Genomic DNA, 18,386 nt, shown 5'->3' with positions numbered 1-18,386 from the left:
GAGCCTCCATTTGAAATAGGCTCCGTCATGAGAATGTTGAAATCAATTTGCAATATCGAAATCTTCGCGAACTCTGTGTTTAGACACGAGAACTTGCTCGCCCGTATTCAGGCATTTTAGATAGAAGTGATTGTAGCCAGTGTTAGTGATCACAAAACGACTTGGGGCTTTTGGAGAAATCTTTTTCGCCAACACCGAACCTACTTCAAGATTTTCATACTTCTTTAAAAGTTTTTGAGACACCTGCGCACGGTAAACGTGCAAAGCCACCGCTGCCACCAAAAACAAAAGAGCTGTCGTTCCACAAACGGTCCAATGAAACTTTCTTTCCAACAACAAAGTAAAAGAAACCGGCGCCAATACAGACACCAAGACGATCGCAGCTGTCAGGCGGCGCTCCTGTTTTTGATACTTTCTAAATTCGTCGGAAAAAGTAGAAGACATAGACAAATCCCTCTCGATAAGGAGACTCTTATAAGAACACAAAAGGTTAAGAATCATCGAGTCCAGAAATGGTTAAAGTTTTGTTGAAGATTTATTTCGCCGCTCCGTGTCCCTTGCTGACAGTGGCAATTCGATGAGTTCTCCTGAAATAACTCAGTGAGGTTTTTATGCAACTTTTGATTTCTTTGTTCATGGCTCTGCCAAGCTTTGCTTCCACTCAAGCCTTGGACAATTCCACATGCCAAGATCGCGTCGAGCGCGGTGGCAGCATTCAAGTGCAAATGCGCCCCACAGGGAACGGAGATTGTTTTGTATCCGTTAGTGATTACAAGAAGGATTCCATGTTCTATCGCGGATACGTTTTCGCAGCTGATGGCAACCTGATGGTTTTTAACTCTTTTGGTGCTGGTCCAGTTTCAGAAACTACGGGAGCTCGCGAATTCTACACATTCCCACGTCGTTTCAAGTATCCATCATTTACTTGGGACCAGGAGCAACGTGTTCTTAAGGTCGTCTCTACGACTGGAGACGAATATTATTTTGATTTCGATTCTGCCCAGTTAAAAGGTCAAAGCAAGGCTGAGGTCTATGTCGCACCTGAAATTGCCAAGGGCAATGCCGGTGGCGTGGAAATCAAAAACTACAAAGGCCTGATCCTGGATGCCGGATTTAAAATGGGTTCAGCGCCAACCAGCAACCCTCGCGGCAAAGTTAAGTTCACGGATGAAGTGGGCAAAACTTGTGAACTCACTGTGGGAGATATCTTTAGTTACCGCGAAGATGGTGACCCTTACGTGAAGTTCTCTGATAAAAACCTGGCAAGCTTTCTGAAAAAGAAGTGTTCAAAATTAAAATTTCCGACTTTGTAGGAATCTAATAAAAAAGGGGAGTTACACACTCCCCTTTTGTTTTTCCTGGACTCCCCGCTGTTAAAAAGTCCCTTTGGGGGGAGTGCTTTTACTCTTTGAGTTTCGGTGTGACTTTTAATTCCACGACTTTGCCCTGTCTTAGAACTTTCAAGTTCGTTTCTTTGTTAGGTTTCACCGCTTGAAGCGCATAAACGTAGTCATAGATATTGTCGATTTTGGTGTTATCGAACTCGATCAAGACATCCTTTTCAAGCAAACCGGCTTTTTCAGCTGGACTGTCTTTGGAAACTCCTGAAAGCAAAACGCCTTTCGTACCTTCTTGTGTATAGTCCGGGATTGTTCCCACATAGACGCGGAAACTGCGACCTTCCATGTTGTTTTGCGAGCTTGCGACCTTCACGTATTTAACACTTGGCTTAGAAGTCATAACAATCTGATCACTAAAGCCTTTAACTACACCTAATACTTTAACTAGACCTTCAAAGTTAATCAGATCCATGGTGTCTCTTGGTGTGTGGTATTCAGAATGCGCCCCCGTAAAGAAATGAGCTGTCGGAATGCCTGCCATGTACAATGCCAATGAATCGGTCGGCAAATAGGGGTCATCCTGTATCACCAATGGTAAATGCGTTTGAGCCTCCACACGTTCAGCCATGGCACTCCAAGTATCTCCAGAGCCCAAACCTTGAACAAACAAGCGATCACGCAGGCGCCCCACCATATCCATATTCAGATAAGCTTCAATTTTTTTACCCTGAAGAGTTTTAGTGAAATGAGTAGAACCTAAATTACCAAGCTCTTCGCCGGACCAAACAGCAAACATCAAGTTCTTCTTAAGCTTTCCTGGGGAAGACTTTTGCAGTTGAGCATAGGAATGAGCCAGCTCCAAAACGCCGGCGACTCCTGAAGCATTGTCATCAGCTCCTCCATGAGGCAGACCCGCTTCTTCTTTTTTAGCGAGGGAACTACCCGCCATACCTAGACCCAAATGATCTCCGTGGGCTCCAATCAAAACCGAAGTCATCGCACCTTTCACAGGAAGCTCCGCGATCACGTTCGTGCCTTTGGACTTTTGAAATTGCAGATCAATATTGCCTTTTAAGTACTTGGAAGGAATTGCAAATCCTGGTTGAACCTCACCCTTGTCCAAAAGAGCTTGTTCAGATTTCAAATCCTTCCCAGCATCTTGAACTATGGTGGATGCCGCGGCTGTTGAAAGTCGAATCACTGCAATGCTGGACTCTGACAGAGAGCCTTCAAATTTGATTTTCCCGAACTGATCTTTCAAATCACTTAAAGGCCCATGAACCGCGATCAAACCGATGGCACCTTCATTTTTCGCAACCGTCACCTTATGTTGCATTCTGGAATACAGATTCAAATACTGGCGACGAGTCGATGGAATATTTGCTGGTAAATCCGCAAGCACCATAACCCATTTGTTTTTAACATCGAGACCTTTATAGGAGTCGTAGGCCGCTTCTTTATCTGAAGCCGGCGCTTTAATTCCGTACCCGACAAAGACAATCGGAGCCCCACTGACAGGTCCTGTTTTAGAGAACGACAGGGGCTCGTAATCTTGAGAAAGCTTGTAAGATGTCTGACCTTTACCAATGAGTTCAAGTAAGTTCTTATCTCCCAGACTCACGCCTGAAGTAAATTCGAAGGATTGGAAGTAAGTCCCATGAACTCCTGCAGGTTTCAAACCCCAGGCCTTAAAGGCTTCAGCAATTTTGTCAGTATAAACCTTCTCCTGAGTGCCACCCGTACTGCGTCCTGCGAATTCATTTTGTGTTAAATAAGCGATCCAAGTTTTCAGATCATCCATATTGATATCAACAGACAAAGAAGCCTTGCTGGGGTCCAGAGAAGGAAGTTTTAAAAGACGTCGCGCCTGAGCATCATCCCATTTCGCCATCACGATCTGGGAATCCCCTTTTTGATTACGATGAGTCCAGGACAGATGCTTGCCATCGGGAGTGAACACAGGAAGACCATCGAAATCATCCGCAAATGTCACACGCACAGGTTCAGATTTTCCTGCAGCATCAACGATGAAAAGTTCAAAATTAGCAAACCCAAGAGCACTGGACCCAAAGACAATGTAATCACCTGAGGGGTGAAAGAAGGGCGCCCAGGACATCGCCTTCATATGAGTGACAGGCTTTTGATCGGAACCATCAACATTCATGGTGTAGATCTCGGCAGTGGTACCCGCCGCATTGAAACGACGCCATGTGATTTTTTTGCCATCAGCGCTAAAGAACGGACCTCCATCATATCCTTTGGAATCTGTCAGACGTTTCACGCCCGTACCATCAGCCTTCATGATATAAATATCCATCATGTAGGAAGGGTCCTGCTCAAACAGCTTTTGATCATCCGCTGAAAGCTTTTCTGTGAAACCCGCACGGTTTGAAGCAAAGACAATGAATTTACCATCTGGAGAATAGGCCCCCTCCGCGTCGTAGCCTTTTTCTTTCGTCAGCCTTTTTAGATTTTTGCCATCCAAATTCGAGGTCCAAATGTCGTAGTTTTCATCAAAACTCCAGGAGTACTTAGCCTTCACCGCTTTCTTGCGATTCTCGACCTCTTCCGCCATTTTCTTTTTCGCATCAGGATCCGAATGCGTGGAGGAGAACATCACTTTTTTCATGGATGGATGAATCCATCCACAAGTGGTTTTACCCAATCCAGGAGACACACGGCGTGTTTCGCCATTTTTAAGATCCATCACGTACATTTGATAGAAGGGATTGCCTGGCTCTCTTTCGCTTTGAAAGATCATATAACGGCCGTCAGGACTGAAATATCCTTCGCCCGATTTAGGACCGACAAAGGTTAACTGACGTGTTTCGCTCAACAAATTGTTCGGGGAGTTTACAAATGAACCCGCGACCGCTCCACCATGAGACTCGGGAACGTTTGCTTTCATTTCTTTGCTTTGGCAGGAGGAAATTACACCCGCGAAGACCATCAGACACAGAAGATTTATAAGAAGCGCTTTCACTTTATTCATAGTCTGTGTAGGCTAGAAGTACATGGGGAATTATGTCAATTATCTTGGGAGGATGCTTATGCGCGCAATTCAATGGGTTTTCATTATGCTAGTGCTAAGCTCTTGTGTAACTGCGCCACCGGAAACAAAACTTCCTGAAATCAAATACACGGACGAAATCTACTCTCCAGCGCCCTTTGTGGCTCATGAAGGCAGTGGTGCTTTTAAAAATTACCTGGCAATGAATTTGGAATACAAAGGCTATCAACCTCTGTTGAAGCAAGTCGAAGAAATTTTGAAATCGCCCTTAAAAAACCGCGGCGAGGCTCACATCACGGTGATCTCACCCGTCGAGTTTGATAAAGTTTTAAGCCGTCATTTGAAAATGAAGGACATTCATCAGGTGGCAGAGCAAATGAACCTGCAAAAAAGTGCCTATCATCCGCTGTGCCTGGGAAAAGGCGCCTTAAATATCCAAGGAAAAGAGGAAAGCACGTATTTCATCGTGGTGGAATCGGAAACTCTGTTTAAGGTTCGTCAGGCCATTGAGGCGTTGTATATCAAAAAGGGTGGGAAATCTGGTGAATTTAATCCGGAATTGTTTTTCCCCCACGTGACTCTGGGTTATACTGAACGCGATCTACACTATGAAGATGGCGTGAAAAAAGACGCTGCCAGCTGCATATACAAATTGGAGCCTGTGCCCCGTTCTAAATGACTGTAACTGACTCACAAACTCTTATTCCATGCCCTTACAAAGATACCTGCTCTGGTTGCCAGCTGCTGGATCAACCCTATAGCAAGCAAGTTCAAAGCAAAACGGCTGAGCTGCGTGGACTTTTACAAAGTCACGACTTACTTGTTCCTGAAAGAATCGAATTCTTAAGTGCCGGAACAGGATATCTACGGGACCGCTTGGATTTCAGTCTGCAGGACGGTCGCTTGGGTCTTTATGGTAAAAATTCTCGCGAGATCGTGGATATTGAAATTTGCGCACAACTTTCTTCAGAACTTCAGACTTGGTATACAGAATTCAGAAAAATCAAATGGCCTTTCAGCAAAGGCTCCATCCGTTTGCGCGTGGGAACTGAAGGTCAACGTGGGGTTTGGCTTGATTTCGCGAATGTCGACATCAAAGCCCTTTTGGACGAACAATCCACTCTTAAAAATCTTCAGGAACAAGCCTTCGTTGAGATTGGTCAACGCCGCAAAATCCCCGTATGGAATGGACAAGAATTCAAACTAAAGGATCCCGAGCTGAATGTTTGGTTCACAACATGGATGGGCGATCTGGCTGTGAAACTTTACTGCCATGTTGCGAGCTTTACACAGCCAAGCCTTAAGGCAAATAAACTGATTGCAGATAAAATCTCCTCTTGGGTGAATCAATTCCCTCAGGCACGTATTATTGAATTCGGTTCTGGAATTGGTAATTTAACTTTACCAGCACTGACGACAGCAAAATCTGTTTTGGCCTGCGAGATCGACGCACTTTCTTTGGAAGGGCTTGAAAAAACAGTTCTTATGTTACCTTCCGAATTAAAATCCCACAGTCAGAAATTAACAATTTACCGGGGAGATTTTCAAAAGAAAATTCTGCAGGATTTTAGTCAGTTCGATGGAGTTTTGGCAAACCCACCCCGCTCAGGTCTGATGGGATTCTTAAATCCGTTGGAAAAACTGAATCAGGAGCAAAGACCGCCATTTTTCATTTATATGTCGTGCTTTCCAGAGTCGATGGCGAAAGACATGCAACGTCTTCAGTCATTTGGATATCAAATCAAAGAGCTTGCGATACTGGATCAGTTCCCGCAAACAACTCACTATGAAGTTTTAGGCTTACTTCAAAGAAAATAAACGAAGACCGCAAAGCTTGCCGGTCAAATCTCCACCCAAAATCAAAGACAATGCTGGCAGAGTGACAACGCCAGTCACTACGATCAGCGTAGAGCGCGCTAATACGCGCAAGACATAACGAGTTTCCAAGCGTTCATGGGGTTGCCCCAATCGGATATTACAAGCCCATTCACCAATGCTAGAACCCGTCAGCACCCGGGTTGCAATCAAATACACCCACGCACTCACCGCATAGATTTCGACCAGTAACATAATTTGCGATTCAGTATGGAAATAGTTTTTAATCACGACGCTGGCATTAGTTTTCATCAAGAGTGAAAACAAAACCAAGAATGCACAGCTGATCGCGATCAGAACCAGGCCATCAATGACTGATGCCATTAAAGACCACAAAGCCAGGCGATAACCTTTGCGTTTTCGTGATGGGCCCCCTTGAAATCCAGTGCCCACCGAGAAATCAATCCCTTTACGCGAATTAAAAAGGTCCTTTGATGGACCCCTTAACGGCACAGGGGCTTCTCGTTTCCGAGGAGCCCGCTGTGGATTTTCTGGGTTTTTAATTTCTGTGTTGATCATCGCTTTTTCTAGCGAACGCCACCGCTTGTCGGCGCACCCACTGTCGTTCCACCTTCAGACGGTGGAGGATCAGGAATCACAACCGTCGGAGGAGTACAAACACCATTGATCACTGAGTTCGGCGGTACTTCACAAGAAGGCGTCGTCGGTCCTGGATCTGGAGTTTCAATCACAGTTCCTGGCGTCGTCGCAGTTGGGCTTGGAGAAACAGATGGCTCAACTGTTACCGGAGTTTCGTAAACTGGGTCTTTTTTGTCTTTTTTCTTTTTCTTCAACAACAACCAAGCGATCAAAGCAGCTGTTGCGATACCTGCACCGATGTACAAGCCTTTTTTCTTACACCAGCTCCACTCAGTACATTCTTCAGCAGCTTTATCAGTTGGCTCGCCAACTCCTGGAATAACTGCAGCAGGGCAAGTCAATTTAACCGGACCAACGGCTTCGCTTTTTTCTGGTGGTTTTTGAGTCGACTGACACACGCACTGACCGTTTGAATCTTGGTATGTGCCTGCAGTTTGCTGCGGGCACGGATCCGCTGGTACTGGCGGAGGAGCTGCGATACCTGTCTTAGGATCAAGGATAGTCACCAAGTCAAAGTAACGATCTTTCAAGTTTTCGCAAGCATCAACCTGATCTTTTTTAAGATCAGTACGAGTCACCCACGAAGCTCTGTCCGTTGGATCTTTAACTTTGTTAGCTGTACAGAAGTTCGCAGCGTTCATGTAATGGTCTTTTAGGCCATCCGTGTACTTCTCAAGTGAATTGATACAGTCTTCAGAAACTTCTTTTTCGCCACTCAACTTACAAAGAGAAGCCTCTTTACCTTTAGCCGCCACGATAGATTGAATGATTTTCTCTTTAGCAGATGCGGTATCGATTGGCGCCAATTTATTACACTGACTTGTTGCTGAGTTCAAAGCCCGGCGGTCAGCCGTACGCTGGATACAAATTGGAGTTCCGTTGTTGTCCTTAAAGCCAAAGATCATCGGATTACAAGGAAGATTCCCGGCAGAGGAACAACTTTGCATGTCGGACTTGATCTTGTCTGAGAAAGGCAATTCCGCAATTCTCGAGTTCAAAGCTTCACGACCCATTGGTGCCGCAGCACAAGAGTTTTTATCGTACTCAGCAACCCAACCCGAAGCCACACAAGGACCTTGCGCTGCGTTCGCATCTGGAAGCAACAAGCTCCAAACATATTGAATCGCATCTTGGTTCAGGATTTCATTCATCGCACCTTTTTTACCAGTGCCAGAAGTGAAAACTTTGTCAGCAGCTTCAGAAGCCATTCTTAAACGCAATAGGTATTCAGCTTGAGAGCGCGTCGTTTTAAGCTTAGCGATCTCACGACCAGTAAGAATTCTTCTTGCTGGATTCTTTTTCGCTGGAGTTGACATACCAGCAACCACAGGGCCTTCAAGAGATTTTCTAAGTGCCGGATCTTTTGCAAGCTTTGCTACGATTTGGTCGAAATTGTTGTAACGTTGCAAGTCTTTCGCAGACAAGTAGACAGAGTTGATTTTTACAAATCTCTCTTCATCACCTGTGAAAGTCATTGTCATAGTTTTGCCGTCTTTAGAAAGAAAGTTCAAACGAACTTGCTCTTTACCATCAGCACCTTTGAAAGTCGTCGCTTCAACAGAAGGCATTGGTTGATCACCATTGATGCGCATCCATTGATCCATTTGGCTTTGAGGTTTCTTAGGGAAAACCTGACGAACGCCTGCCCAGAATTCACCGACAGTCTGTTTCTTCGTTGTGATTTTCGTGTCTTTCAAAAACTGATTGATCAGTTGTTTTTGATTGGCCGCTGCTGCGCCCTGTGCGACTGGTGCCATGCAAAACGTAAATACGGATGCGCTGGCAGCGAGTGCTTTGAGTGTACTAAACGGCTTCAATTTCAATCTCATAACGACCTCATAGTTGTGGTTCTTTTCGGTACATCACGGTAAATACTTAACAAGAACCTGCACTTAACTTGGATTCCACCATGCAGTCTCATATTGAGATACGAGATACCACGCACAGCAAGACCTTTGTCGATGCTATTCCACTAAATAAACTATTTATCATGTTAAGGGATTTACTCAGATTTTCTAATAATTCTGTGAGGTCCTGGACTTTTTTTGACATAAAAAAAGCCTCCGATGAGTCAGGAGGCTTTTCGGTCCCTACTGTTCCACGTCTTCCGGTGGCTGAGGGGTTTCTGGGGGAGGTGCAGGTTGAGTAGGTGGTGCTTTCATTTTACAGATCTCCACCTTCGTTCCTTTTTTAGTCATCGTGTAGAGCTGTTGGATTTCCAAGTTCGTCAAAGCAATGCATCCGGTTGTCCAGTTATAAAAAGGATGAACCGCTGAGACCATGGCATTTTTAGCGGCATCATTAGGAAACCCATGGATCATAATATCGCCACCAGCAGAACGACCTTTGGATTTCGCAAACGCGCGATCCGCCTTATTTGGATAATCGATATGGAGCCCCAGGTAATAAGCGCTTTCTGGGTTTTTAGAGTCAATCGTATAGATGCCTTCTGGAGTTTTATGATCGCCCTCGAATTGTTTTGGTCCGTACGGAACAGAACCAAACGCCACATCGTAAGATTTCAAAACCACATCATCACGAAGCGCATAAAGTTTTTTGCGATCTTTGGAAATGACAATGCGATCAATTTTAGTTCCATCAATAAAGAAGTTTTTGAATTGATCAGATGTTAAGTGCTGCAACTGATCCAAACGCTCTATCTCATCACAATAAGAGCGAGTGTCAGCGAAAGCGAAACTGCCTGCGGAAATCAAAACGGATAGGACTAAAGAGAGTGTTTTCATGGCCGGGGTTATAGCGCAGCCCCCGCTCCCTGCAAAGCACTCTTACGCATATTTCTCTTTTATAATTAAAAAGGGCTCCATACGTAGGAGCCCTTATGAGTCATGATCTTTTTTCAAAAATTCTTACTGTGTAAATGCTGAAGATGAACAGGATTGAATACAGCTTTCACGAGCTAAAACGACGCGCTTATCCGTACAAGCCGAAGTCCCTTTATGACGTACAACTGAAAGCGTACCCAGGCTTGGCGTATAGTTTTTGGCATTAAATTTCGCAAGACAAGCGTAATAAGCATACTTTTGCAAACCTGCCTTCATCTTTTCACTCGTGGGCAGATAATCCTTGGCGATGGAGTGGTTAATGCCCACACCTTCTTTGCTTGGGGAGCTTTGCGCCACTGTAAAGTCAAAAACATCCGAAGTGATTTTAGAGCAATCACTCACTGTTTGCGCTGTGCTAATACCAAATGGATCCGCACCCACGCGATCAATAATGATCACATGACCTGGAACCGCGACGATATCCCCCGCCTTCAAACTCATGGAAGGAGTCACTGTGATTTTACTTAAACAAGTCAGACCATTGCTTTGAGGCTCCACATAAGAAGTGGATCCCCAGGCCCAGGAATCGGAAGCTTTCAGTGCACGACCTTCTTTCAAGCGAAGACCCGCGGTTGCCATTGAAGTATAGACATAACCTGAGCAGTCAATGCCCAGAACGCTCGTACCGTCCCCACCGTTTTTAAAAAGATCAATCGGCGAAGTGCTGGATGTCGTCGCATAGGGCTTACCGCCGTAATCGTAAATCAGAGGATTCTGACGAACGTTAAAGCAAGCCGATCCATAGGAAGAAACTTCTTTAAGATAAGGATGAGTCGCCTGAACCTGTGACAAACTTGCGATCACACGTTTATTACCCACGCCATCGGAGTGCTTGCCCGTGATCGCAATACCTTTGATATCTGCCACGGAATCATTCAAGGCGGGAATTTCCAAACTATTACAAGACTGGTAGGCAGTTGCCAAAGCCCAACGCTCACCAAATACCGCGAGCGGAACTCCCGCTGCGACGGCTTGCTTTTTATGATAGTCATAATCAGGATTTGCTTCAATTTGTGGCGTTGTTGGTTCAACCGGAGTCGTCGCAGAGCCGCCCTCTGTTGATTGCGTACTGTCACCTGTCGGTGGACACTCTAAATCCATCGCTTTAACTGTTGTTGCAAGCTGATTGAAATTGCTGCGCACACGGTCTTGCATATAAGAACGGAACGTCGTTGAACGGTCGCCGACATCAATGGCAGACAGCAAACCGAGCAATTGCTCGGAAGTTTCAACACGTTCACCCTGCGGAGCTTCTTCCAGAAGAGAATCAACCAATTGATCCAAATTAGATTGGATGCGCGACTGCTGTTCAGCGGTCATGCGTGGATTGTCTTGTGCAAGCTTCTCGACTTGAGTTTTGAAGGCCGACTTCAACTCGGTCGCAGAAGGAATGTTTTTTTGTTCAATTAAATAGCTTTTAAGGCCGTCGTAAAGCTTTTCTTCCAATTGCTGATTTTTGCAGGCAATGTCTGAAACGGTCTGAGATGCCATACCATCAACGGCAACGGAGTACTGCTGGCCACAGCCTGCGAGTAATACGGATGCACTCATAGATAATATTAGATTTCTCATGAAAAGCTTATCGGCTCACCGACGCAGCTTCCAAACACTTCGACGAAAAATATTTCTGCTCGACTAGACTAAAAATTAGTCACTATACTCATAGTTAACGAGGACAGAGAAATCATGGCAGAGAAGTTCATCAAAATTCATGTACTGTACGACATTCTTCAACTGGAAGGTTACATCCTGATTGGAAGTCTCCTCGCACTGGCGTGGCTCTTTTATAAGTTTTTTTTAAAAGAGGTCAGCGATGAACGTCATAAAAGTATTCGCAATCATTTCCGTATTTTACTTCGTCACTTCGTTATTCTAAGTTTTCTTTTTGTCTTATTTATTTTCATGCAAAGTTCAGAAGCTCAGCTGGGAAGTATAAATCGTTTCACGCCTTACGTCGCCGTGATGACGTTTATCTGGGCGAACGTGGTTTTCGTAAAAACCGCGCGTCTCATGGTACTCCAGTACCTTTTCCTAGGTTCCATGAAGCATGGTGTTCCCCTGCTTCTGGTAAATATTTTTTCATTAATCATGTCCATCGCTCTTTTATTTTGGGGCATCAATCGCATCTTTGGTTTAGAACTGGGACCTTTGCTGGCAACATCTGCTGCGGCGTCGGTAATTCTGGGTTTGGCTTTGCAAGATACGCTGGGAAATCTTTTTGCCGGAATTTCTTTGCAATTGGATCGCAACTTTGAAATCGGTGACTGGTTGGAAATCGTCAGCGGTATTCAAAAAGCGACAGGCCAAGTGAAAGAAATTTCCTGGAGATCGACGACTTTGATTGGTTTTTCTGACGAAGTGATTACGTTTTCCAATCGCTTTATGGCGAATGCGCAGATTTCTAATTTCTCCCCGCCTGACAATCCGATTTTGCGTCGTCAGATTTTCCGCCTGGCTTATGGGTCGAATATTGAACTCGCCAAACAAATCCTGGAGAAAGTGGTTTCTGGCATTGGGGAGGTCCGTGGCATCCCGGCACCGTGGGCTTACGTGTCTGACGCCAACGAAAACTGGGTGGAACTGAAAATAATTTACTTTATCGACCACTATAGCGCCCAATACAGCATTGGGGATAAGGTCTATACCCGCGGTATAGCGGAACTGACGTCAGCAGGCGTGAAATTAGCTCGACAAGTCGTCGAAATTTCGTCTAAAAATACTCCTGATGTCACAAGTCAACTTTGAGCACCCGCTCGCCATTAAAATCCGCAAGCAAATCGTTCAGGCATTGAACGATTTCAATATGATCGAGGACGGCGACAAACTGATGGTTTGCGTCTCCGGCGGTAAGGATTCTAGCATCCTTTTGGCTCTTTTGACCGAAATCCAAAAACGATCTGAGCGTCGTTTTGAAATTGAAGCCGCAATCTTGGATCAAAAACAGCCTGGCTTTGATGCGACAAAATTCAAAGTCTGGATTGAGTCATTGGGCGTAAAACTTCACGTGATCGAAAAAGACACTTACTCGATCGTAAAAGAAAAATCACAGGGGGCGACTTACTGTTCTTTGTGCTCTCGCCTTCGTCGCGGAATTTTGTATGATTACGCTCACAATCTGGGCTTCACGAAAATGGCTTTGGGTCATCACCGTGATGACATCGTTCACACCGCACTTTTAAATATGCTTTATGCGGGCCAAACTGCAGCGATGCCACCCAAACTTCGCTCCGATGACGGGCGCAATATTTTGCTTCGTCCCTTGGCGTATGTTTCTGAGCGCGACATCGAGTCTTTGGCAGCAGACTGGGCTTTCCCGGTTATTCCATGTAATTTGTGTGGATCTCAGGATGGCTTGAAACGCAACCGTGTGAAAAAATTGGTGCGCGATCTGGAAAAAGAAATTCCCAATATTTATTCTACGATTCAAAACTCATTGGGGAATGTGAAGCCCAGCCAAATGCTTGACCAGGCATTATGGGATTTTAAAGGCCTTAAGCCATCCCCTTCTTCACTGCAGGCCGCTCAGAAATCTTCTGAACCCAAGCTTTAAGTTTCGGAGCTTGGGCAAAAATCTGAGGCTGTCTGTCCATCATTCCAGCCACCCACGGGTATGTGCAAATATCAGCGATCGTGTAATTGCCCCCGGCCAGATAATCATTTTTTCCCAATTGAGTCTCTAAAACACCCACAATGCGAGTGCTTTCTTTTTCAAAGCGCTTGATGAAGGCAGGATTTTTCGGCTCCATTGAGTGAAGTCCATAATTCAAATTTCCAAAATTAGGTCCCACCGCTGACATCTGAAACATCATCCATTCCATCACATGTGTGCGCTCATCCAAACCATAACCAAAGAAACGACCTTCGTACTTTGAAGCCAGGTAATATAAAATCGCGGCACTCTCAAAAACCGTCACTGAATCAATCGCTGAATTATCCACTATCACGGGAATACGGCCATTTGGATTCATCGCTAGAAACTCGGGAGTTTTTTGCTCGCCTTTTTTAAGATCGATTTCGTGAAGCTTATAAGGAATACCCAGCTCCTCCAGCATAATCCAAACTTTGCGACCATTGGGTGTTTGAGCTGTGTAAAAATCAATCATTCAGCGCCTCCTCGATGTTTAAATTGGAATTCCATTGAATGAAAAAATCAATGTCGAATGCTGCCGTCACATGACAATTCGGTATCCGCATTTCTTCTTGTCATTTTATAAGCATGGTTTACGCTTTTACTTAGGAGACAACAGCATGAATATTCTTTTGTGGGTTTTACAGGTGTTGATGGCATTGCATACAGGTCTGGGTGCGGCCTGGAAATTTACGAAAACTGCAGAAGAAACCAACCCCTCACTAGCGATGATTCCTTACGGAATTTGGATTGCCCTTGCGATCATTGAACTTCTTTGCGCAATCGGGTTAGTGGTTCCGGGATATTTAAAACGCTATACATCTCTCATCTCCATTTCGGCCTTGATCATCGTTTTTGAAATGCTGATGTTCTGTACGCTTTCGGTATTTTCGGGGACTGTTGACTACGCTTCAATCGCTTACTGGCTTATCGTCGCTGCCATCTGCGGTTTCATCGCGTTCGGACGTAGAAACGCTTAGGGTAAGAAGTAATTATTTTAAATTTAAAAAATAAGATAAGAAAAATTGGTGCGAATAACTGGACTTGAACCAGTGACCTCTTCCATGTCAAGGAAGCGCGCTACCAACTACGCTATATCCGCACATAATTGGAACGTTAAATCTATACGGTGGTTCTGACATCCGCAAGAAATGGCACAACGCAGAACCGCCGCAGTTGAAGATTTGTCTAAAGATCTTTATCGTCAATCCATCACCACCAACGAAACAAAGGCTTAGAAGTGAAAAAAGGACGATTGGAAGCGTTCAGTGACGGCGTATTAGCGATTATTATCACCATCATGGTCCTGGAGCTAAAAGTTCCCCATGGAGATCACCTGGAAGATCTATTGCCTTTGTGGCCAGTCCTTTTCTCTTACGTCCTGAGTTTTATATACGTAGGGATTTACTGGAATAATCATCACCATCTTATGCATTCTATTGAGGAAATCGATGGCCGATCCATGTGGGCCAATCTTCACCTGTTGTTCTGGCTATCACTGATTCCGGTAACAACGGCCTGGATGGGTGAAAATCATTTCGGAGCGTGGCCCGTATTCATGTATGGATTGGTCTTATTGGCATCAGCGATTGCCTATTATCTTTTAGTCCAAGCTCTGACCTGTGGAGCCCATAAAAACGAGCATCTGCGGCAGGTCATTGGCAAGGATATAAAAGGCAAGATCTCCCCTGTTTTGTATCTTGCAGGAATGGGTTTGGCTTTTGTGAATGTGTGGCTTGCTTGCGCGATGTATGTGATTGTCGCGGCGATGTGGGTGATACCAGACACAAGAATCGAAAAAAACCCGACAAAACAGAAATAAAAAAGGCTACTTATCAAGCAGCCTTTTTTTTGCACTCTAGAAAAGTGCGTTGTTCGGAGTGCGTGGGAATGGAATCACGTCACGGATATTCGTCATACCTGTCACGTACATCAACATACGCTCAAAGCCCAAGCCATAACCCGCATGCGGGAAGCTGCCGTACTTACGAAGATCTGTATAGAAAGAATAATCTTCCAATTTCAATCCATGACCTGTCATACGACTTTCCAAGATCTCAAGACTGTCTTCACGCTGAGAACCGCCGATGATTTCACCGATACCAGGCGCTAGCAAATCCATCGCACGGACCGTTTTTCCATCGGCATTCAACTTCATATAAAACGCTTTGATGTCTTTCGGATAATCCGTCACGAACACCGGGCGTTTGAAATGTTCTTCGGCCAAGAATCTTTCGTGTTCAGATTGCATGTCGATACCCCACTCAACTGGGTATTCAAATTTTTTCCCACATTTTTGAAGAATATCAATAGCCTCCGTATAAGTGACACGGGCAAATTTGTTATTCAAAACGTTGTTCAATTTATCGAACAAACCTTTTTCGATAAACTGACTGAAGAACTCCATTTCCTCTGGGCATTGCTCCATCACGTAGCGGATCACATATTTAATCATGTCCTCAGCCAATTCCATATTTGCTGTCAAATCAGCAAATGCGATCTCAGGCTCAATCATCCAGAACTCCGCCGCATGACGAGACGTATTTGAGTTCTCGGCACGGAAGGTAGGACCGAAAGTATAAATATTACGGAAAGCTGCACAGAATGTTTCACCGTTCAATTGACCAGAAACGGTCAGGTTCGTTTCTTTACCAAAGAAATCTTTGGTAGCATCGATTTTACCGTCAGCAGTTTTAGGAGGATTTTCCAACTTCAAAGTTGTTACACGGAACATTTCGCCTGCACCCTCAGCATCAGATCCGGTGATGATGGGCGTATTCACGTAAACAAAATTTTGCTCTTGGAAGAACTTATGAATGGCGTAAGCCAGCACCGAACGTACACGGAAGACTGCAGAGAACGTGTTACCACGTGGACGCAAGTGAGCTATCTCGCGCAGATACTCAAAGCTGTGACGTTTATTTTGTAGAGGATATTCAGCAGAGGCTTTTTGAATCACTTCGACTTTGGAAGCCAAAACTTCAAAAGTTTGTCCCGCACCTTGAGACTTCACAACTTTACCAGTCACCATGATGGAGCTTGCAATAGAAAGTTTTGCCAACTCTTCAAAGTTTGCAAGCTTCTCGTCAAAAACAACCTGAACGCCTTTAAAGAAAGAGCCATCATTCAACTCGATAAAACCGAAATTCTTTTGGTCACGAATCTTACGAACCCAACCCGACATATGGATTTCTTTGTCCAAGAATTTTTCTGTTTCTCTAAAAAGCGACTTAACCAGAGTTGTTTGCATAGAAGGCCCTTTCAACTGACCTTCTATGATTATGCAATTTAGGCTGTAAAATCAATATTTTAATCGCGAGTCAGGATGTTCCAGTCGGTCAGATTATAGCGACCCAGGACTTCCTGAAGGTGAGAACTTTTCCGAGCCTGATTGAACCAATCCGTCAATCCATCGCCCAATAATTGTACTTGAGGGTTTTTCTTAAGCCCCACCAGCACCAGGAAACTAAATCCAGTGATGGAAGTCGGATACAGGGTAAATTGGCCTTTATCACGAACCTGATAGTAGCGAAGAACGTTGTAATCCCCCAATGCCACATCCATTCGCTTTTGCGCCACGATGCGGAACATGCGCTCCACAACATCAGAACCTGAAAGCTTATTGATCTTATGACCCGTGAATTCCGCCTCAATACGCCCGTCCTGCAAGCCAAAATCAGAATACAAGATGCGCTGGTTTTCCAAGGACTTACTATCGATGATATGGGGAGCTTTTTTATCTTTTTGCAGCAAGGCACCGGTATAGTTCACACCCAACTGAGGCCCCACCACCAAGATGTCATCCATATAGCGCACCACGTACTCTGGAGCGATGATATAATCTAGCTTTCGCGACTCCAAACCTTGCTTTAAGCGGTTCGTTGCCACGTTCTCAAGGCGTAATTCCACGCCAAGGTCCCTGGAAACTTCCCCCAGAATCTCAAACAAGTAACCAGTCCACACACCGGGGCTTTTTTCACAGATATATGGACAAAGTGGCGTTGTACCGATTCGAATGATACGTTTTTGATTGCGATCGAGCTCTTCATGAGGAACGAGGCCCGCGCGAGGACGGTCAGCTTTTTTGCTCAATTCAGGCTTCGGCACCCCCATCCAACCTGGATATTCACTTAATGTCTTTTTCGTGATTGGAAAAGTGGGCACACGGATTTTACGTTCAACGGATTTGCCTGTTAGAACTTTTATCGTGGTCCTTGCTGTCTCACGACCCAATTCTCCACAGAACTGCGCGGAATCAATAACTGTCAGGCGACCCGCACGAATATTTTCAACAGATTCAGGATCGCCATCGAAAGTCACATGTTTGATTTCGGTGCGCTTCTTGGCATTCAGTTCTTTAACGATTTCAAGACCACCGCCATCGTTCACAGTGAAAACAACATCGACGCTGTTTTTATCAGGAAAGTCTTTTAGGAATTTCTTAACAGCCTTTTTGCCAGATTCAGGATCCACCGCCTGGTAGACACCCACTACTTTGAATTTTGCATTTTGTGCACGAAGGGAGTCAAAGAAACCGTCCACACGCTCCGTCGTCGAAGACACCGCCGGATACTCAAACACAGCGATACGGATTTGTTGACCTGACTTAAACTGGGCTGTGATGAATTCGCCGTTATCTTGTCCCGCTTTATAATTCGCACTCGTAATGAAAGCTGTCAGCTCCCCATTCACGATGTATTGGTCATAGGCGATCACAGGAATTTTCAATGCATTCGCCTCTTGCAGTGAAGAAGCGAGTGTCGAGTTATCCGTCGGTTGGATCACGATAAGATCAGGTTTATCCTTCAAAGCCTGCTGCATTTGCGCGGCTTGATTTTCAATTCCCTTACGGCCTTCTCCGGCAACAAATGGAACCAGGACGATAGAGTTTTTGCCTTTATTTTCTTTATTGAAAAGTTGCACCTGCTCTTCAAGACCTTTGCGCATAGCAACTTGGCCTTCGATCTTCATACTCCAATAAAGAACGGCAACCTTCCAGTCTTTGGCGTAAGTGACCGAGGAAAATAAAGACGAAACGAGAATAGTAAGACAAAGCGCGAATGATGATTTCACACTTTGATAATAGCCCT

General features: G+C 44.9%; 16 protein-coding genes and 1 tRNA gene. 7 read left to right on the top strand and 10 right to left on the bottom strand.

The genetic code is table 11. The features are described from left to right. Positions 1-42: 42 nt before the first annotated feature. Positions 43-444 (bottom strand): hypothetical protein, encoded by a 402-nt coding sequence (locus tag DOM22_RS09990; protein WP_142700210.1) that lies wholly within the window; start codon positions 442-444, stop codon positions 43-45. 167 nt (positions 445-611) lie between these two features. Here DOM22_RS09990 and DOM22_RS09985 point away from each other — a divergent pair, with 167 nt between their 5' ends. After that, positions 612-1,313, top strand: coding sequence for a hypothetical protein (locus DOM22_RS09985; RefSeq protein ID WP_142700209.1), 702 nt, complete (start codon positions 612-614; stop codon positions 1,311-1,313). Between the two features lie 88 nt (positions 1,314-1,401). Here DOM22_RS09985 and DOM22_RS09980 read toward each other — a convergent pair whose 3' ends face one another. Next, positions 1,402-4,248: a M28 family peptidase gene (locus tag DOM22_RS09980; RefSeq protein WP_246845933.1), complete on the bottom strand. Its 2,847-nt coding sequence runs from the start codon at positions 4,246-4,248 to the stop codon at positions 1,402-1,404. Positions 4,249-4,390: 142 nt separating this feature from the next. On the opposite strand from DOM22_RS09980, the gene DOM22_RS09975 reads away from it, so the two are divergent. Both DOM22_RS09975 and DOM22_RS09970 read left to right on the top strand, forming a co-directional pair. Next, entirely contained in the window at positions 4,391-5,029 is a 639-nt protein-coding gene (locus tag DOM22_RS09975) for a 2'-5' RNA ligase family protein (RefSeq protein WP_142700207.1), read from the top strand. Further along, complete coding sequence (locus DOM22_RS09970; RefSeq protein WP_142700206.1) at positions 5,026-6,168, top strand: class I SAM-dependent RNA methyltransferase; 1,143 nt, start codon at positions 5,026-5,028, stop codon at positions 6,166-6,168. Before DOM22_RS09975 ends, DOM22_RS09970 begins: the two co-directional genes overlap by 4 nt. Here the strand turns inward: DOM22_RS09970 and DOM22_RS09965 are convergent. From DOM22_RS09965 to DOM22_RS09950, 4 genes are all read right to left on the bottom strand, one after another. Then, positions 6,151-6,549 carry an RDD family protein gene (locus DOM22_RS09965; RefSeq protein WP_246845932.1) on the bottom strand — a complete coding sequence of 133 codons (399 nt, stop codon included), beginning with the start codon at positions 6,547-6,549 and terminating at the stop codon, positions 6,151-6,153. The genes DOM22_RS09970 and DOM22_RS09965 overlap by 18 nt on opposite strands. Positions 6,550-6,752: 203 nt before the next feature. Further along, positions 6,753-8,654, bottom strand: a complete 1,902-nt coding sequence (locus tag DOM22_RS09960; RefSeq protein ID WP_142700204.1) for a hypothetical protein — start codon at positions 8,652-8,654, stop codon at positions 6,753-6,755. 261 nt (positions 8,655-8,915) lie between these two features. Beyond that, complete coding sequence (locus DOM22_RS09955; protein WP_142700203.1) at positions 8,916-9,569, bottom strand: murein L,D-transpeptidase family protein; 654 nt, start codon at positions 9,567-9,569, stop codon at positions 8,916-8,918. Positions 9,570-9,692: 123 nt separating this feature from the next. After that, positions 9,693-11,240 (bottom strand): hypothetical protein, encoded by a 1,548-nt coding sequence (locus tag DOM22_RS09950; RefSeq protein ID WP_246845931.1) that lies wholly within the window; start codon positions 11,238-11,240, stop codon positions 9,693-9,695. 114 nt (positions 11,241-11,354) lie between these two features. On the opposite strand from DOM22_RS09950, the gene DOM22_RS09945 reads away from it, so the two are divergent. Together DOM22_RS09945 and ttcA are read left to right on the top strand one after the other, a co-directional pair. Next, positions 11,355-12,413 (top strand): mechanosensitive ion channel family protein, encoded by a 1,059-nt coding sequence (locus DOM22_RS09945; protein WP_142700202.1) that lies wholly within the window; start codon positions 11,355-11,357, stop codon positions 12,411-12,413. Next, entirely contained in the window at positions 12,394-13,218 is an 825-nt protein-coding gene (ttcA, locus tag DOM22_RS09940) for a tRNA 2-thiocytidine(32) synthetase TtcA (RefSeq protein WP_168196622.1), read from the top strand. Before DOM22_RS09945 ends, ttcA begins: the two co-directional genes overlap by 20 nt. On the opposite strand, the gene DOM22_RS09935 is transcribed toward ttcA, so the two are convergent. Continuing rightward, positions 13,160-13,771 (bottom strand): glutathione S-transferase family protein, encoded by a 612-nt coding sequence (locus DOM22_RS09935; protein ID WP_142700200.1) that lies wholly within the window; start codon positions 13,769-13,771, stop codon positions 13,160-13,162. The genes ttcA and DOM22_RS09935 overlap by 59 nt on opposite strands. Before the next feature lie 145 nt (positions 13,772-13,916). On the opposite strand from DOM22_RS09935, the gene DOM22_RS09930 reads away from it, so the two are divergent. Beyond that, positions 13,917-14,276, top strand: a complete 360-nt coding sequence (locus DOM22_RS09930) for a hypothetical protein (protein WP_142700199.1) — start codon at positions 13,917-13,919, stop codon at positions 14,274-14,276. 46 nt (positions 14,277-14,322) lie between these two features. Here DOM22_RS09930 and DOM22_RS09925 read toward each other — a convergent pair. Further along, a tRNA-Val gene (locus DOM22_RS09925) sits at positions 14,323-14,398 on the bottom strand. 138 nt (positions 14,399-14,536) lie between these two features. On the opposite strand from DOM22_RS09925, the gene DOM22_RS09920 reads away from it, so the two are divergent. Further along, the gene (locus DOM22_RS09920) at positions 14,537-15,118 is read left to right on the top strand and encodes a TMEM175 family protein (RefSeq protein WP_142700198.1); all 582 of its coding nucleotides are present in this window, start codon (positions 14,537-14,539) and stop codon (positions 15,116-15,118) included. 36 nt (positions 15,119-15,154) lie between these two features. On the opposite strand, the gene asnS is transcribed toward DOM22_RS09920, so the two are convergent. Next, on the bottom strand, positions 15,155-16,546 hold the full coding sequence (gene asnS / locus DOM22_RS09915) for an asparagine--tRNA ligase (RefSeq protein ID WP_142700197.1): 1,392 nt from the start codon (positions 16,544-16,546) through the stop codon (positions 15,155-15,157). A 59-nt stretch (positions 16,547-16,605) separates the two neighbouring features. Then, a complete protein-coding gene (locus DOM22_RS09910; protein WP_246845930.1) occupies positions 16,606-18,369 on the bottom strand; it encodes a substrate-binding domain-containing protein in 1,764 nt (587 codons plus the stop codon). Between the last annotated feature and the right edge of the window lie 17 nt (positions 18,370-18,386).

Source organism: Bdellovibrio sp. ZAP7, from assembly GCF_006874645.1.
Lineage (GTDB): Bacteria > Bdellovibrionota > Bdellovibrionia > Bdellovibrionales > Bdellovibrionaceae > Bdellovibrio.
This window is presented reverse-complemented; position numbering and strand designations above follow the sequence as displayed.

Coding starts and splice junctions, on each gene's coding strand:
- ttcA (WP_168196622.1), top strand. CDS start 12,394: ATGTCACAAGTCAACTTTGAGCACCCGCTCGCCATTAAAATCCGCAAG.
- asnS (WP_142700197.1), bottom strand. CDS start 16,546: ATGCAAACAACTCTGGTTAAGTCGCTTTTTAGAGAAACAGAAAAATTC.
- DOM22_RS09950 (WP_246845931.1), bottom strand. CDS start 11,240: ATGAGAAATCTAATATTATCTATGAGTGCATCCGTATTACTCGCAGGC.
- DOM22_RS09955 (WP_142700203.1), bottom strand. CDS start 9,569: ATGAAAACACTCTCTTTAGTCCTATCCGTTTTGATTTCCGCAGGCAGT.
- DOM22_RS09935 (WP_142700200.1), bottom strand. CDS start 13,771: ATGATTGATTTTTACACAGCTCAAACACCCAATGGTCGCAAAGTTTGG.
- DOM22_RS09960 (WP_142700204.1), bottom strand. CDS start 8,654: ATGAGATTGAAATTGAAGCCGTTTAGTACACTCAAAGCACTCGCTGCC.
- DOM22_RS09980 (WP_246845933.1), bottom strand. CDS start 4,248: ATGAAAGCAAACGTTCCCGAGTCTCATGGTGGAGCGGTCGCGGGTTCA.
- DOM22_RS09965 (WP_246845932.1), bottom strand. CDS start 6,549: ATGGCATCAGTCATTGATGGCCTGGTTCTGATCGCGATCAGCTGTGCA.
- DOM22_RS09970 (WP_142700206.1), top strand. CDS start 5,026: ATGACTGTAACTGACTCACAAACTCTTATTCCATGCCCTTACAAAGAT.
- DOM22_RS09930 (WP_142700199.1), top strand. CDS start 13,917: ATGAATATTCTTTTGTGGGTTTTACAGGTGTTGATGGCATTGCATACA.
- DOM22_RS09990 (WP_142700210.1), bottom strand. CDS start 444: ATGTCTTCTACTTTTTCCGACGAATTTAGAAAGTATCAAAAACAGGAG.
- DOM22_RS09945 (WP_142700202.1), top strand. CDS start 11,355: ATGGCAGAGAAGTTCATCAAAATTCATGTACTGTACGACATTCTTCAA.
- DOM22_RS09985 (WP_142700209.1), top strand. CDS start 612: ATGCAACTTTTGATTTCTTTGTTCATGGCTCTGCCAAGCTTTGCTTCC.
- DOM22_RS09975 (WP_142700207.1), top strand. CDS start 4,391: ATGCGCGCAATTCAATGGGTTTTCATTATGCTAGTGCTAAGCTCTTGT.